The 15784-nt window shown below is 59.7% G+C and carries 15 protein-coding genes; 8 read left to right on the plus strand and 7 right to left on the minus strand.

The features are described 5' to 3' along the window. Positions 1-12 precede the first annotated feature (12 nt). Together QEO92_RS31450 and QEO92_RS31455 are read right to left on the minus strand one after the other, a co-directional pair. The gene (locus QEO92_RS31450; RefSeq protein WP_055971942.1) at positions 13-618 is read right to left on the minus strand and encodes a recombinase family protein; all 606 of its coding nucleotides are present in this window, start codon (positions 616-618) and stop codon (positions 13-15) included. 107 nt (positions 619-725) lie between these two features. Further along, positions 726-1052 carry a DUF4158 domain-containing protein gene (locus tag QEO92_RS31455; protein ID WP_227705912.1) on the minus strand — a complete coding sequence of 109 codons (327 nt, stop codon included), beginning with the start codon at positions 1050-1052 and terminating at the stop codon, positions 726-728. Between the two features lie 165 nt (positions 1053-1217). Between QEO92_RS31455 and QEO92_RS31460 the strand changes: the two genes are divergently transcribed. Further along, a complete protein-coding gene (locus QEO92_RS31460; protein WP_035218831.1) occupies positions 1218-1799 on the plus strand; it encodes a recombinase family protein in 582 nt (193 codons plus the stop codon). A 1015-nt stretch (positions 1800-2814) separates the two neighbouring features. On the opposite strand, the gene QEO92_RS31465 is transcribed toward QEO92_RS31460, so the two are convergent. From QEO92_RS31465 to QEO92_RS31485, 5 genes are all read right to left on the minus strand, one after another. Further along, positions 2815-4266, minus strand: coding sequence for an aldehyde dehydrogenase (locus QEO92_RS31465; RefSeq protein ID WP_024706843.1), 1452 nt, complete (start codon positions 4264-4266; stop codon positions 2815-2817). A gap of 124 nt (positions 4267-4390) precedes the next feature. Then, positions 4391-5224, minus strand: coding sequence for a 3-(cis-5,6-dihydroxycyclohexa-1,3-dien-1-yl)propanoate dehydrogenase (hcaB, locus tag QEO92_RS31470; protein ID WP_024706842.1), 834 nt, complete (start codon positions 5222-5224; stop codon positions 4391-4393). Positions 5225-5255: 31 nt separating this feature from the next. After that, positions 5256-5513 carry a non-heme iron oxygenase ferredoxin subunit gene (locus tag QEO92_RS31475; RefSeq protein WP_233470332.1) on the minus strand — a complete coding sequence of 86 codons (258 nt, stop codon included), beginning with the start codon at positions 5511-5513 and terminating at the stop codon, positions 5256-5258. Between the two features lie 58 nt (positions 5514-5571). Further along, the gene (locus QEO92_RS31480; RefSeq protein ID WP_024706840.1) at positions 5572-6129 is read right to left on the minus strand and encodes an aromatic-ring-hydroxylating dioxygenase subunit beta; all 558 of its coding nucleotides are present in this window, start codon (positions 6127-6129) and stop codon (positions 5572-5574) included. An 84-nt stretch (positions 6130-6213) separates the two neighbouring features. Then, complete coding sequence (locus tag QEO92_RS31485) at positions 6214-7578, minus strand: aromatic ring-hydroxylating dioxygenase subunit alpha (RefSeq protein ID WP_036236102.1); 1365 nt, start codon at positions 7576-7578, stop codon at positions 6214-6216. 181 nt (positions 7579-7759) lie between these two features. On the opposite strand from QEO92_RS31485, the gene QEO92_RS31490 reads away from it, so the two are divergent. The 7 genes from QEO92_RS31490 (at position 7760) to QEO92_RS31520 (ending at position 15707) form a co-directional block, all read left to right on the plus strand. Then, the gene (locus QEO92_RS31490; protein ID WP_210057210.1) at positions 7760-8731 is read left to right on the plus strand and encodes a TAXI family TRAP transporter solute-binding subunit; all 972 of its coding nucleotides are present in this window, start codon (positions 7760-7762) and stop codon (positions 8729-8731) included. A gap of 261 nt (positions 8732-8992) precedes the next feature. Then, positions 8993-10756: a TRAP transporter permease gene (locus tag QEO92_RS31495; RefSeq protein ID WP_280107561.1), complete on the plus strand. Its 1764-nt coding sequence runs from the start codon at positions 8993-8995 to the stop codon at positions 10754-10756. Positions 10757-10815: 59 nt separating this feature from the next. Continuing rightward, on the plus strand, positions 10816-11526 hold the full coding sequence (locus QEO92_RS31500; protein ID WP_024706836.1) for a fumarylacetoacetate hydrolase family protein: 711 nt from the start codon (positions 10816-10818) through the stop codon (positions 11524-11526). After that, positions 11523-12170, plus strand: coding sequence for a maleylacetoacetate isomerase (maiA, locus tag QEO92_RS31505; RefSeq protein WP_024706835.1), 648 nt, complete (start codon positions 11523-11525; stop codon positions 12168-12170). The genes QEO92_RS31500 and maiA overlap by 4 nt, the downstream gene beginning before the upstream one ends. A 66-nt stretch (positions 12171-12236) precedes the next feature. After that, entirely contained in the window at positions 12237-13481 is a 1245-nt protein-coding gene (locus tag QEO92_RS31510) for a CaiB/BaiF CoA transferase family protein (RefSeq protein ID WP_024706834.1), read from the plus strand. Then, a complete protein-coding gene (locus tag QEO92_RS31515) occupies positions 13478-14434 on the plus strand; it encodes a hydroxymethylglutaryl-CoA lyase (protein WP_024706833.1) in 957 nt (318 codons plus the stop codon). The genes QEO92_RS31510 and QEO92_RS31515 overlap by 4 nt, the downstream gene beginning before the upstream one ends. A 28-nt stretch (positions 14435-14462) precedes the next feature. After that, a complete protein-coding gene (locus QEO92_RS31520; RefSeq protein WP_024706832.1) occupies positions 14463-15707 on the plus strand; it encodes a cytochrome P450 in 1245 nt (414 codons plus the stop codon). Positions 15708-15784 lie beyond the last annotated feature (77 nt).

The raw sequence follows: 15784 nt of genomic DNA on the forward strand, positions 1-15784 counted from the left end.
TCACACCCGCTCTCAAACTGGGGGAGCAGGCTCATCTTCTTTGCCCGGTCCGGTCCATCCGGTTCGCCGCAATGTATCGATGAGAGTCGAGCGCGGCACCTTGAATGTCCGACACACCGACGCCTTGCTGGCGCCGGCTTCCAGCGCCGCCAGAATCTGCTCAACCTTTTCGGTGTCGATCGTCGGTGGCCTACCGCCCTTGCGACCGCGCCGGCGTGCCGCCGCCAGTCCAGCGTTGACCCGCTCCGTGATCAGCACTCTCTCGTATTCGGCGAGCGTGCCAAACAGGTTGAACAGGAACGCACCGTGCGAATTCGTCGTGTCGATAGCTTCCGTCAAAGAGCGGAAGGCGACCCCGCGCATCTTCAGATCCTCAACGATTCTGATCAGGTGGGAGAGTGATCGGCCCAGACGGTCGAGCTTCCAAACGACCAGCACGTCACCCTCGCACAATTCCGCAAGGCAAGCCTTCAGCCCCGGCCGATCGTCGCGCGCGCCCGAAGCGCGATCCTGATGCAGGTGACGCTGATCGACCCCGGCCGCGAGCAGGGCGTCGCGCTGCAAGGCAACCGACTGCCGCTCATCACCGCTCGATACCCGCATGTAACCGATCAACATGCACGACAAACCTCAAATTCCGTGTTGCCGCACAGTCTCACATTCCGACAGGGTTTGTCGCGCAAATAATTGCCCAGTCACCCCGTCGATTTCGACCCGCCGAACCGCTACGCGGAAATCATCTGTTTTCCGTCACGCCAAAAATCTCTTAGCGGGTAATATTGCAGAGATTCCCACGGAGCCCCGATCTGCCGCGCCAGAAATCGTAAGACGCCAGCCGGCAGGACCTCGCCATCCGCAAGCGGTCGGCCAGGGTATCGTAGCGTGGCCAGAACACAGGCGAGGCCCAGTCTGTTCGCGGCCTTGTTCTGTCGCATGATCAGTTCGAGATCCGATCGATCCAGCGTATAATGTTTGGCGATCTCCCTTTCGTTATCCGGGATGATCGTCGCCTGTTGCCACCATGCCTCGCTCAGTAATGCTCTTCGCGCCATTCACTGATCTTCCCGTTTCGCCGCGGAGAGTGCAGCGAAACGGAAAATGCGTGTCCGACAAACGAACGTTTCGCGGCATCCACAGTTCTTGTCCGCAAACCTTGTCATGAAACGGCGAATCGGACAATGTCCGTATTCAACGGAAAAACGGACAAACCACGTCTCATGACCGCTATCGGCTATGCAAGGGTCTCCACCGGCGACCAGGACACCGCCCTGCAACTCGACGCTTTGCGCAAAGCAGGTTGTGAAAGGCTGTTCGAGGATAAGGCATCCGGCATGAAGACTGACCGACTCGGATTGGCGGAGGCGATCCGCTACGTTCGCGACGGCGACACGCTCACAGTCTGGAAGCTCGACCGCCTCGGCCGGTCGATGAAGCACCTCATCGAGATCATCACCGAACTGGAGGCCAAAGGCGTCGGCTTCCGATCCATCACCGAAAACATCGACACCACGACATCCGGCGGTCGCCTGGTCTTCCACCTGTTCGGCGCGCTGGCACAGTTCGAGCGCGATCTGATCCGGGAACGAACACGTGCCGGTCTGCAAGCCGCAGAGGAACGCGGCCGACGCGGTGGCCGACAAGTCGTCGTAACCCCGGACAAACTTGCCAAAGCCCGCCAGCATCTGGCGGCCGGTTTGAACGTCCGGGAAGCCGCGGCCCGCGTGAAAATCGGGAAAACCGCCCTCTACGAAGCTCTCAAGGCCGAAAAAGCAACGACATCCACGGTCAAACCAACCTGAGTTCCGGATACGTTCTTAAAAGTCGGACAGATTCGCCACTTTCGTGTCGTGACGCCAGCTTGATGCAAAGTGCGGGATTGCCAGAAACTCAGCTTATGCCCGCCGCAGCATCTTTCCTGAGTCAGGCCGTGGTAATCCAGTCCTCGAACGCAGCTTTTCAGGACGCTTTCCTCGTCGTATGTGCGATCTTCATGCTCGCATTGATCCCTACGTGGTTCATGTGGCGTGCCCCTTCCCCAGGCACCTAGAGCAATCCTGTGGTCGATGAATCAAACGTGATGTGACGAGAGTGACCGAAGCTGATTCAACTTCTCCACGATTCTAGATGACGGCACGAGCACTGAGAGATGTATTTTGAATGCGGGTGTTGAAAGCGTCTGCTGCCTGTTTGTACTGGCAGGTTGCCGGTCGTTTCGGCGTTGGGTTTCCACGGCGATCCGTTGGATTGCAAGAGCAGTAGAAGGCGAGCCAACACCGCGACTGCCGGTTTTTACTCCGCCGTTGACAACCTTCCCTTCTGGGCAACGTGACGCCGGCTCATTTCTTCAGAACAAGCCAGGCGGACCTTCAGATATAATTACACAGTGTAGATCCCCACGCGCTCCTGCTGTCGTCGCAGAAGGGTAAATATGTGGCCGACTTTTACGCCTTCCGCAGCAGAATGATCCCGCCGCTTCCGTGGATTAATTTTGCACGGCCGCTCTCCGTCGGACACGGCGGGTCGGGTCTCCAGAAATCGCGGGGATTCGCAACGATAACGAATTACTACACTATTTCAATGGCTTGAGCCACATCCGCCAGTTGGCCGAGAATTTTTCGGGCGAAGCACTCTCGTTTTGAACGAGGGACCACAAGGTTTCGGCCAACCGGCACGATCTCGTTACCCAACCCCCGAGCTCGCTGAAATCCAGTCCCATAGCCCAACGATCTTGATTGGGCGGATGCGAACAGCATGACCGACATCACTGAAGACGGTCAATTTGCAAACCGCATCCGCCCGGTTTCGGGCGCGCTCTTACAGCGGATACGGTTGGGACGGCTGTTCGATCGTAATCCACTTCAACTCGGTGAATTCATCAATCACCGCAATGCTATCGAACCGACCCCAACCGCTGGCCTTCGTGCCCCCATAAGGCGCTTGGGCCTCATTGGAGACGGTGGAACCGTTGATGTGCACCGCACCGGTCTGGATGCGCATTGCGACATCAAGTGCTCGTGCCATGTCTGTTCCGAAGACGGCAGCGGACAAGCCGTATTCAGTGTCATTGGCCACCCGCACAGCTTCCTCCGCGCCGCATACACGGATCACCTGCAAGATCGGACCAAAGGCTTCCTCGGAATAGATGCGCATCTCGGGTGTGACTCCGTCGAGCACAGTCGGTGCCATCAAGGTGGTGTCTGCGTGCCCGCCAGACCGTATCTTCGCACCCTTTGCGACCGCGTCGGCCAGCAAACCGTTCAAGCGATCAACGGCGCCCTGGCTGATGATCGGGCCAAGCGCGCAAGCCGCCTGGGAGCGTGGATCGCCCGCCTCCAGTTGTGCTGCCCGCGCAGCGAGTTTCTCGACAAACGCATCGGCGACAGACTCATCGACAATGGCGCGCTCGGTCGTCATACAGATCTGGCCCTGATAGAGAAATGCGCCGAAGATGGTCGCATTCACGGCGCCGTCGATATCCGCATCCGCAAGCACCACCATGGGCGACTTGTCGCCGAGTTCCATCAGGCTGCGCTTGAGATGGCGGCCACAAGCTGTGGCAATGATCCGGCCCACATGCGTCGAACCGGTGAAGTTAACACGCCGCACAGCCGGATGCGCGATCATTGCCTCCACGACTTCGGGCGCGTCCTTCGGGTCGTTGATCACGAAGTTGAGCGTTCCGGGGGGGAAACCGGCTGCATGGACGGCCTCGGCAACCAGCACATGGGTCTTGGGCGAGGTTTCCGATGCGCGGAAGACAACCGTGTTACCGCACATCAGCGGATAGGCGATAGCCCGTGCCGCCAGAACAATCGGCCCGTTCCAGGGTACGATCGACAGGATAACACCGACCGGCTGGCGCACGGTCATCGACAAAGTGCCCGGCTTGTCAGAGGGGATAGTGTTGCCCTGGATCTGCGTAGTCATCGCAGCGGCCTCGCGGAATACATTCGCCGCGAGCATGACATTGAAACGCGCCCAAAGATCGCCTGCCCCGACCTCGGCCTTCATCGCAAGAACGAACTCTTCTGTGCGCCTTTCGATCTCTTCGGCGGCCTTCATAAGCAGTACGCGGCGCTGGCCGGGGCCAGTCTGCGACCAGGATGCAAATGCGCGCTCGGCGGATTCGATCGCCGCCACGGCATCCTGCGGATTCGCGGCCGCGCCCTGCGTCACGACCTCGCCACTTACCGGTGAGCGGCGTTCAAATGTGACGTTGCCTGTAGCATTCCGGGGCTCGTTGTCGATATAGAGCTGAATAGTCATGCCATGTCCTTATGGAGTTTGTGTCGCTACTCTTGGGGCTCGCGCCGACCAGACGGTTGCGCGAAGATCTGTCTGGAGAACGGTCCAGTCTCAACCGCGCGCACTATCCGGCGCGCTTCCTTGGTTAGATTGCGCCGAACTTTTCAACGAGATCCGCACCCATGTTCGGAGAGGCGAAGCCCCGCATACCGATACCGCCATCGAAATTTAGGACGCCGCCGGTGCCTGGCGTATTGTCGCGACGATTGGCAAAGAAGACGTAGGCACCGGCATATTCCCGCGCATTAAATGCGCGCTCAAGTGGCAGCATCTGCTTCATCAGGTCGTCGAGCGGAATATCGGAAAACTTGATTCCCTGTTGTGAAAGCGCACTGGTTCCGGCGAGGTTGCTTCCGCCAACACCTCCCGGCGCGATACCGTTCACCCGCACATACGGTGCGAACTCATGCGCCATCTGCTTGATCATGCCGACCACTGCATGCTTCGTCGCGGTGTAAAGAACACCGCCACCGCCAGGATAGAAGGACGCGTTCGAAGCAGTGAAAATCATGTGGCCCTTGGTCTTGTAAAGCGCGGGCAATGCCGCCTTGGCCCCTAGGACATAGCCCTTGACGTTGATGCCGAACATCTCGTCGAAAGCAGATGACAAGTCGCCATCTTCTGTCGAAACCATGGTTTTCGAATAGTCCCAGATGCCGGCGTTGCCGATGAACGTGTCGAGCTTGCCGAAGGCCTTGAGACATTCGGCAACCGCCCGATTGTTGTCAGCCACCTCGCGCACATCACCCGCGATGCCAACAACCTTGTCGCCGAGTGCCTTCACGACCTCATCGATGCGCTCCTGCGAGCGGTCGAAGATTGCGACACGCGCGCCTTCCTCGACGAAGCGTTCGACGATGGCTTGTCCAAGACCGGACCCTCCGCCCGTCACGAGCGCGACTTGATCCTTGAGTTGCATTGTAATTCCTCCCGTATTTTAACGCTGCTTCTCAGCAGTTAATGTATATGAAGTCGCCGTCGACCTTTGCAGGAAACACCTTGAGTGCCTCACAAGCAGGCAGGGCCTTCACCTTGCCGGTTCTGACGCAAAATTTCGCGAAGTGCAGACTGCACTCGATAACTCCGTCCTCGATAAAACCGTCCGCGAGTGACCATGTGTCATGCGTACAGGTGTCTTGGACGGCGTGTATTTCGCCGTCCACTCGGCACACCAGTATCGGCTCAGGGCCACCTTCGAATACCTTCATCTCTCCCTCCGACACATCTGCCGAAGGGAACACCTTCATCCACGCCATTTTTACCCCATTAAAAGAAAAAGCTGAGATTGTTCGACAGGATTGTGCTCTGGTCGATCAGGATCGTGCGGCGCACAATCTCGAAGCCCGCTTCGGTTTCAACCCGACGCAGGACATCCCGTCGCTCACAAGCGAAAACGTCGAGCTGGCGCTCCTGCCGCGTCCTGTACACCATCGACGCCGAAATGACATTGATCGTGTTCTCATTCTCGGGAACGAGCATGACGTTGCTGATCAGATAGCGCAAGCGAGAGGCCGGGTTTTCGGACCACCCCACATCCGACAGGATCTTGCGGATCCGGCCTTTCATCGTGTGCCAGTTGTCGTCGAAATGAGCAAAGCCTTGCTCATCCGTATATTCCTGTGCCACTTCGCGCATGATTTTCGTTGAACGGATCGGCATCCAATAGTGAATGTCCTCAGCCAAAAGACTGAACCACTCTTTGTAACGGCGATCCGTCAGAAGCTTGGATTCCCAATACAGGAACTGTTCGACTTCGTGCTGAAGTTCCAGAGAAACGACCTTGGGCTTGCTTTCGAAGGCAGCCTTGAAAGTGTCATCGAGCATTTTTTCCTCCCTCAGTGCAGAACTATCTGCCGACAGCGTCGGCAGACGTTTGATACATATGCAGACATTTCCGCCGGTTGAACGTTACTCCGCGGCGAGCGGCCTTTGCTGGCTCCGACGGATGGCAGGCCAATCCGGTGCTGTCATGATCTCGGTCCAGTAGCGGTACAGGCCGCGCGCCGACTCCTCACTATAGGTGTAGGCGAAGCTCAGCCCGGGGAAGCCCTCAGGATTATCGGCCGTCACCGTATGTGTTCCCATCTCGATGTTGAACTTCTGGTTTTGAGCAACATGACCGCGCAGCACTTGTTGGATGTCGCACCAGTTTTCGCCATCATCCTGTTCGAACACGCCACCCGCCGAGAATGTGCGCGATGTGTTGCGACGCCATTCGTCCTTGATCTCCTGCGGGGCAGTTTTGTCAACGACAGTGAACGTCCAGACCTCGATCTCGTTTGGACCGCGAGGCTGCCACATGCGGACCGTGTTAATCCCTGCCAGGAACGACAGGTTCGGGAAGACGTTGGTATGGCAAAGATGTACATCTGCCCGTCCCTGACCCAAACGGCGCACGGTCTCCTCGTAAGCCGGCCCGGTCGTCAGGTATTCCGTCACCTTCGGTCCGAGAATTGTCATGTAAAACATCGGGTTACGCAGGAACAAGCCGCACCCGTGTCCGTTCTCCAAATGGACATTCAAGCCCTCCGTCGGAGGGGCAACCTGGGTAATATCCACATCTTCCGGCACGCCCGCCATGATGCCGGACAGGTGTGAGGTGGTGCCTGCATGATAAGCGTCCGAAGCGAACTGCTCTGCCGCGAACTTCCAGTTGCAGGGAATGACCCACTTCTGGATGCCGGGGATCGCCTCGGTCCCCTCCTCACAGCGGTCGAGCATAATGTCCATATAGAATTTGACGTCACCCAGGTATTCGTCGAGCGGAGGCGCGTCGGCGTCCCAGTTGGCAAAAATCAGGCCCTTGTAGGTTTCGACGCGCGCCTGCTTCGGTCCCCACTCCGCCTTGTTCAGGCAACCACCGAAGGCTTCCTTCTCCATCGGTACGCTTACCAGATCGCCACCCTGATTGTATGCCCAACCATGGTAGGTACATGTAAAGGACTTAGCGTTGCCCGAATCGGCCCGGCAGATCCTCATTCCGCGGTGCTGGCACTGGTTTAGGAACACCCGGATGCTGGCGTCCTTCTGGCGCACAACGACCACAGGATCCTCGCCGATGTAGGCGGTCGTGAAGTCGCCCGGCTTCGGGATTTGCGATTCGTGACCCATGCAAATCCAGGTGCGCGCAAAAATGCGCTCAAGCTCAAGACGATAAAGGGCCTCGTCAACATAAATCTTAGGATCGTACTTACCGCCCTTCTCGTCGACCATTGCAAGAATTTCGGCATCGGAATAAGCGCCAGCGGCGCCCGCAATCGTTCTTACGTTCATCTAAACTCCTCCCTGTGGCTTCGATGTCCGCCTTGTCCACTTAATGCAGACCATGCGTCCTTGTTTACATTTATCCGTTCCAGGCGACCCTGGCAATAAGAAAAGCATGCTTTACAATGAATGCCGGGGCGGGCATAAGGCAAATCTGTTGGGGGAGTGCAGTCAGAGGGAGGCCAAGGAGATGAATACATTTTGTGCGCGCATAGCAGGCGCGATGATGGTTGCGGCGACGGCGACGGGCGGTGTCTCCGCTCAGGTTGCGTCGATCACGACACCTCCTGCGGGTTCGGTCTGGAATACGATGGCTTCGGTCATCTCGGCCCAGGCCCAGAGGAGCGATGGCGGGCGGCTGGTGGTCCAGGCGTATAGCGGAAACGCACAGATGCTTCAGGCCGTGGACAGCAAGGACGCAGAATTCACACTTACTGACATCAATGACATGATCGTCGCGGTCGCGGGGGAGGGTGATTACTCTGCGCCGCTGCCGAATCTGCGTGTCTTGGCGAAGATCAATCCCTTTGCGGTGGGGCTGTTCGTCCGGGCGGATTCCGGCATGACGCGCGTGTCCGATCTCGCCGGGAAGCGTGTGCCCGCGGGCTGGGAGGCTTTCCCGCTGAACCGTCCGCTGGTGAGTGCGCTTCTCGAGGCGGACGGGATCAGCTATGACGAAGTGGTTCAAATGCCGATCCCCGACATCATTCGCGGTGCCGATGCTTTGGCCTCGGGCCTGACGGATGCGGCCTTCTTCGCGGTGGGCGGGCCGAAGGTCGCCGAGGTTGGCGCGACGGTAGGCGGGGTCCGCTATCTTCAGGTCGCCTCGGATGAAAAGGCGCTCAAGGCGATACGCAAATACCGCCCGGCCTATTACTTCTCGGAGGTTACACCCTCGCCGGTTCGGGTGGGTATCGAAGCACCGATAATGATGCTGACATGGGACAATGTCCTTGTTGCCGGTGCCCATGTTTCCGACGAACAGGTCACGGCGCTGCTGGCCGCGATCTTCGATAATGTGGATGCGATCGGTGATTCCTATCCTCCGCTTCGCATGATGAACCTGGATACCGCCTATGTCGATTACCCGGGTGTGGAATATCATCCTGCTGCGGTGGCCTTCTTTGCCCAGCGTGGCGTCGCCATCCGTCCTGTTGACTGACAAGACTATGACTGTGTGCCGGGTCGGGAGACTTACCTGCCCGGTCCTTGTTTTTGTGTTCGCTCAACTCGGAGGGAGTGGGTCTTGGCTCAAACAACTGGCACCCGGACGCCGACGATTCGTCGTATCGCTGTCCATACACAGGCGGTGGCACTTTCGCTTCTGGCCATTTCCGTTGGGTTTGACGCGCCCAGCCGCCTCGGGCTGAACGTCTATGTCGAACAGATATTGGCAGTCGCTCTGGGGCTTGGCCTGGGCCTTGTGTTCCTGATCGACAGAAGAAGCGTCGGCGAGAGAGATCTGGGCAGCGGCGGCGAGAATGATCCGGTGCCTGGTGGCAGTTCCAATGACTGGATTCTTGCGGTTCTGGGGCTGTTCCTTTCTCTATATGTTGCGGTGAACTACGCCGATATCGTCTCTCGTGTGATGTCCGCTCCCGCCGATATCGTGGCAATGGCCATTGGGCTGGCTCTGCTGGTGCTCGAGGGGTTGCGCCGGGTCGTGGGCTGGACCCTGGTTCTGGTGGTGCTCTTCATTGTCGGTTACGGGATGATCGGCCACCTGGTTCCGGGTGCGATGCAGACGCGACAGGTCTCTCCGGATCGTCTGTTGTCCTATATCGCCTTCGATGCCAACGGCATGCTCGGGCTTACCATGAATGTGTCCGTAACGGTCGTTGCCGCGTTCGTGCTGTTCGGGCAGATCCTCGTGCGGGCGGGCGGTGGCGAGTTCTTCAACGACATCGCGCTTTCCGCATTGGGGCGTCGCCGCGGCGGCGCGGCCAAAATTTCGATTCTCGCCTCGGCGCTTTTTGGCACGATTTCCGGGGTCGTGGTTTCCAACATAGTCGCGACCGGGGTGGTCACCATCCGACTGATGATCCGCTCGGGGTATCGGCCCCAGATGGCTGCCGCAGTCGAGGCCGTCGCCTCGACCGGAGGGCAGATCGCCCCCCCGGTCATGGGGGCAGTCGCCTTCCTAATGGCCGATTTCCTCGGCGTTTCATATGCGCAGATTGCCATTGCTGCGATCATCCCGGCCGCGCTCTATTACTTTGCGGTGTACTGTCAGGTTGATCTTGAGGCCGCCAAGGCCAATATCGCCCCCCTGCATGAGGATGAAATTCCTTCTGCGCTCGGCACTCTGCGTCGCGGGGGTATCTTCATCCTGCCGTTTGCCGTGATCGTGATCGGCATGTTCTGGCTGGGCCAGCGGCCGGAAACGGCGGCACTCTGGGCGGCCGGCGTTGCCCTGATCTGCGGCATCGCATACGGCTACGGTGGTCGGCGCATCACGCTGCGGATGATCTGGCAATCGCTCGCCGACGCCGGCATCTCCATGACCGAGATCCTGATGATCGCCGCTGCCGCCGGCTTCATCATTGGCGTTCTCAACATCACCGGGCTGGGTTTTGTCGGCACCTTCGCGCTGGCCGAGATCGGTCGGGGCAACCTTCCGCTGCTCTTGTTCCTCACGGCCGTTGCCAGTGTTGTTCTTGGCATGGGGATGCCGACGGTTGCCGTCTATCTTTTGCTGGCGGTCCTTCTTACCCCGCCTCTGGTAGAGGCCGGGATCACACCGATGGCCGCCCATTTCTTCATCTTCTACCTGGGCATGATGTCAATGGTGACCCCGCCTGTCGGCATCGGCGCCTTCTTCGCCGCCGCGCTGGCCGGGGCCCCGCCGATGCAGACCGCATTCGTCTCGATGCGCCTCGGCTGGACAGCCTACATCATTCCCTTCATCTTCGTGGTCACGCCCGCCCTGCTGATGCAGGGAACCCCGGTTGAAATCTTTCTGGCCGCGTCTGCCGCGGCAATTGGGGTCTATGCCATATCCGCCGCCATGGTTGGCTGGTTCGGGGGCATGTTGTCAGGCTACGAACGCGCAGTCCTGGGCTTTGGCGGAGTGCTGCTTCTTATGCCGGAAGCATTGGGTGGCGGGTACACCCTCATGCTCCATGGCCTGGGTGTCGCAATCATGGTGGCACTTCAGTGGCTGCGCAGGGCGATGGTGCCGGGATAAATGCATCCTACGATGCCACATCGCTGAATTACAACCACGAGGAAAGGACAATAACCTCCATGAATTACAGCTTCCCGCTGCCTCCTGCCGTCAGCCTGCCTATCGCCGGTCGGGATGAGCGTTTTCCTGTGCGTCGGGTCTTCTGCGTCGGACGCAACTATGCAGAGCATGCGCGAGAGATGGGCAAGGATCCGGACCGCGATCCGCCGTTTTTCTTCACCAAACCCGCCGATGCCGTTGTCGAAGATGGGCAGACCGTCGCCTATCCGCCCGAAACGCAGAACTTCCACTATGAAGCCGAACTGGTGATCGCCATCGGCAAGGCTGGCACGGATATTCCCGAGGAACAGGCGCGCGACCACATCTTCGGCTACGCCATCGGCAACGACCTGACGCGGCGGGACTTGCAGCTTGCTGCTCGCGCGGCAGGCCGGCCCTGGGACTGGGGCAAGTCGTTTGATCGCTCGGCGGTGATAGGTCCGATCCACACTGGCGCGCCGGTCGGCAAGCCCGAGCATGGCCGGATCCAGTTGACGCTGAATGGCACCGTCAAGCAAAGCGCCGATCTGCAAGACCTGATCTGGTCGGTGCCAGAGATCATCTCGATCCTGTCGCGGTCGATGGAGATCCGGCCCGGCGATCTGGTGATGACAGGCACGCCTGCGGGTGTCGGCGCGATGCAGGTGGGCGATGTATGCGTCGTCTCGATCAGTCGGCTGGGAGAGATCACCACGACCATCGGACCGCGCGCGAAGGGACCCGTCGGATGACCTTCCGCCTTCACAATTTCTTCCGCTCATCGACCTCGACGCGGCTGCGCGCTGCCCTCAACCTCAAGGGCGTCGCCTATGACTATGTGCCCTATGTCCTGCGCAAGGGAGAAACCCGCACGCCCGAATTCCTGGCAATGAACCCTGCCGGACTTGTGCCGGTTCTGGAACGCGACGATGGCCAGGTTCTCGTGCAGTCGCTTGCCATTATCGAATGGCTCGACGAAACCCAGCCCGGGCCGCAGCTCTTGCCTGAGGGGGCAGACGCGCGCGCGCGCGTGCGCGCGCTTTCATACATGATCGCCTGCGAGATCCACCCCCTGAACAACCTGCGCGTCCTGACCCGCCTGGCCGAGCAATTCGGCGCCGACGAGGCCGCGCAGAAAGCCTGGTTCACCGAATGGGTCGCAACCACCTTTGACCCGCTCGAAATCATGCTGGCGCAAGACAGTCGCACCGGCCGTTTCTGCCACGGTGACACGCCGGGGTTCGCTGATTGCTGCCTTTATGCGCAGGTCTGGAACAACCGACGTTTCGACATTGATACAAGCCGCTGGCCCACCATCGCGAGGATATTCCAGGCGGCCGACGCGCTGCCCGCTTTCCGCGACGCCGCGCCAGCACATCAACCAGATGCGGTATGACGCAATACCGACAGAAGCCGGACTCTCCTGAAGCGAGTGAGACGCCGGATATCTCGAAGAGGACACATGGACACCAGACCAGAAGCCCCGCCACCCCTTAGCGGCATCCGCATTGTCGAAATCGGCCACTTCATTGCCGCTCCGTTCGCCACTCGCGTTCTCGGCGATCTTGGCGCCGAAATCATCAAGATCGAACCGCCCGATGGGGATCCTGTGCGGGGCTGGGGCGCGCAATCCAACGGTGCGTCGCTGTGGTGGAGCGTTCATGGTCGCAACAAGCGTTCGGTCGCGGTCGATCTCAAAAGCCCCGAAGGGGTCGAGGCCGTGGGACGTGTCATCGCGCGCTCTGATGCGCTGATCGAGAATCAGCGCCCCGGCGGTCTGGCGCGTCTCGGCTTCGATCTTAAAAGGCTGCAGGAACTGAGGCCGGGTCTCGTAGTGGCCCATGTCTCGGGATATGGACAGACCGGCCCGATGCGTGACCGTGCTGCATTCGGCGTCATTGGCGAGGCGATCGGGGGATTGCGCCACCTGACCGACCATCCGCCCGGCACGACCGATATGCCGCCGCCACGCGTAGGCATCAGCATCGGCGATTCCGTTGCCGGACTTTATGCAGTGATCGGCGTTCTCGCCGGTCTTTTGCGCCGAGACGGTCGGACGGACAGCCGTGGCGCCGACGATGACCAGATCTGCACCGTCGATATCGCCCTTACAGAAGCCGTCCTGTCGCTGATGGAAGGGATCGTCACGGAATATGGCGCGCTCGGGCTTGTGCGTCAACCCGTCGGGGCGCGGATCGCGTCGGCGGCACCCACCAGTGCCTATCCCTCGGCGGATGGCCGCTGGGTCATCATCGCCGCGAATTCCGATCTGCTTTTTCAGCGCCTGACGGCGCTGATCGGGCGCGCGGATCTGGCGGCAAGGCCGGAGTTGCAGAGCAATGCGGGCCGCCTCAAGCATGTGGACGAGCTTGACGAGGCGATTTCCGCCTGGTCCCGCCAGTTCGATGCCGGGCGACTTGCAGAGCTTCTGGCCAAGGCAGACATCCCCTCGACGCTGATCTATACTGCGGCAGAAATTGCCGATGATCCGCAGTTCCGCGCGCGGGGCATGGTGCGCGAAGTCAGCGATCCGCGCCATGGCAACCTGCTTCATCCCGGCATTGTGCCGCATTTCCCCGATTCCCCCGGCGCGATCCGTTGCACCGGCCCGGATGTCGGGCAAGATACCGAAGCGGTTCTGGCCGAGATTGCGGGCTATTCGAAGGATGAAATCAAGTTGCTCTACCAGAAGGGAGTAATAGCATGACCGCCGTCCAGATCGTTGAAGTCGGCCCCCGCGATGGCTTTCAGAACATCGGTCCCTTCATCCCGACCGAGACCAAGATCGCCGTGATCCGCGAGCTTGCCGCCGCGGGCGTGAAGCGGATGGAGATCACCTCCTTCGTCAGTCCGCGCGCCATTCCGCAACTCGCCGATGCAGGCGAAGTTCTGGCCGATGTTCTGGCCCAGGGCCGTGTTGTGCCGCAGGTGCTGGTCCCCAATGCCCGCTATGGCCAGAAGGCAATCACGGCGGGGGCGCGGTTCCTGTCCTATGTCATCTCGGTTTCGGAAAGCCACAGCCGATCGAACGTGCGCGCCACGCCGGATGAGGCCCTCGCCGATTACGCCCGGCTCGTCGCCCAGGCGCCCGACGGCCTGCGGATGCGGTTCAACCTCGCCACTGCATTCCATTGCCCATTCGAAGGCGTGACTCCGGCCAGCGCTGTCCTCGCAATTCTGGGACGCGCGCTGGAAATCTGCCCCGATGCCGAGATCTGCCTTTGCGACACGACCGGTCGCGGCGAACCGGCGCAGGTCGCGGAATTGTTCGAGGCGGCGATGGCGCGCTTCCCCGCCGTTTCCGCCTGGGCGATGCATGCACATGATACCTACGGCCACGGCACGGCAAATGTGCGCGCGAGCTATGATCAGGGTGTGCGCGTCTTCGATTCCGCGATTGGCGGGCTCGGCGGCTGCCCCTATGCCCCCGGCGCCAGCGGCAACGTCGCCACCGAGGATCTCGTGAGTCTGTTCCAGGATTACGGCGTGGAAACCGGAGTGGACCTTGTAGCTTTGGCGCCGATCGCTGCCGCCGTCCAAGCCCTGCCGGGCGCGAATTGCAGTCGGAACGGGATCGGCGTAGAGGACGGCGACAAAAACAAGGCAGAGTCCAAGTTGAAAATTGACAGCATGCTTACGACTGCCTATGAATCAAGCTGATTATAATGAAGAGCGCTGGGAGGAAAGAATGACCGGAGACACGAAAATCGATCAGAGGATTGTAGAGAAAGCTCGTGCTTTCAACCTCTTGTCCCCGCCGGATGACTATTTCGACGATCCAAGCAAATATTTTCGTCTTTTGCGCGATGGTGACCCGGTTCACCAGCAAGAAGACGGCACCGTTCTTTTAACCCGCTACGACGATGTGCGCCAGGTATGGCGAGACCTGTCAGGTCTCGTTTACAAGGGCGAGTATTTTGAGAAGAAATTCGGCAAGGGGCCCCTGCTTGAGCATCACACATCGACGATGCTGTTCCGTGACAACCCCGATCACGACCGGTTGCGCGATATCGTCAACCCCTTCTTCTCTCAGACGTCCATCAAGTCTCTGACAGACTTTACCCAAGACGTGATTGATCGTGAGATCAAGAAGGTCAAGCAAATGGGCGAGTTCGATTTCGTGCGAGATTTCGCGTTCCGGATCCCGGTAGCACTTATTTGCAGGGTCATCGGCGTTCCGGTTGAAGATGCCGACTATATCCAGGGCGTGGGGCGCAAAGTGCTTTTCCCACTTAACCCGCAGGTGCCGGCCGAAGCAATCAAACAGGGCCATGAAGCGGTCACGGAGTTCATGGGCTATCTGCGACCTTTTCTCGATGAGGTCAAGGCGCGCGCCACGATCGACCCGGCCGAGAGTATCCTTTGCGCGATGGCTGCGGCTCAGCGTGAGGGCGTTGAAGTCAGCGACGCCGAAATCCTGCATATGTGCATCGTGACGCTCAATGGCGGCCATGAGACCACCACAAACCTCATCTCTCAGGCGGTGCATTTCCTGATGGACGACCCCGAGAGCAAACAGCAACTGCGTGAGGGCGCGGTCCCTCTGCCTACGGCACTCGAAGAGCTGATTCGCTTCATCACACCGCTTCAGCTTCAGGGACGGCGCACGGTGAACGATGTGGAGCTTGCCAGTGGAAATGGCACGATCCCGGCTGGCACCGAGGTGGTTCTTGCCCAAGCCTCGGCGAACAGGGACGAGCGGATCTTCGAGAACCCCGACAAGCTTGATCTTGCGCGGCGTCCGAACAATCATGTCGCGTTTGGTGCGGGGATCCATGTCTGCCTGGGTCGACCACTTGCGAGGATGGAGGCGCCGATAGCCATTGCCGCCGTGCTGAAGGAACTACCGACCATGGTCCGCAACGGCGAGACACGCTTTCAGCGCAGCACGCGGTTCAGGGGGTTGGAGCAATTCCCGGTACGGCTGGCTTGATCCGCGATGACCGCGGGCATTGAGGTATTCTCATGATAACGGGCAATCCATGGGTGGCCCGCTATCATGGGCGCAAG

The sequence above is a fragment of the Neorhizobium petrolearium genome (genome assembly GCF_029854435.1).
GTDB lineage: Bacteria > Pseudomonadota > Alphaproteobacteria > Rhizobiales > Rhizobiaceae > Neorhizobium > Neorhizobium petrolearium.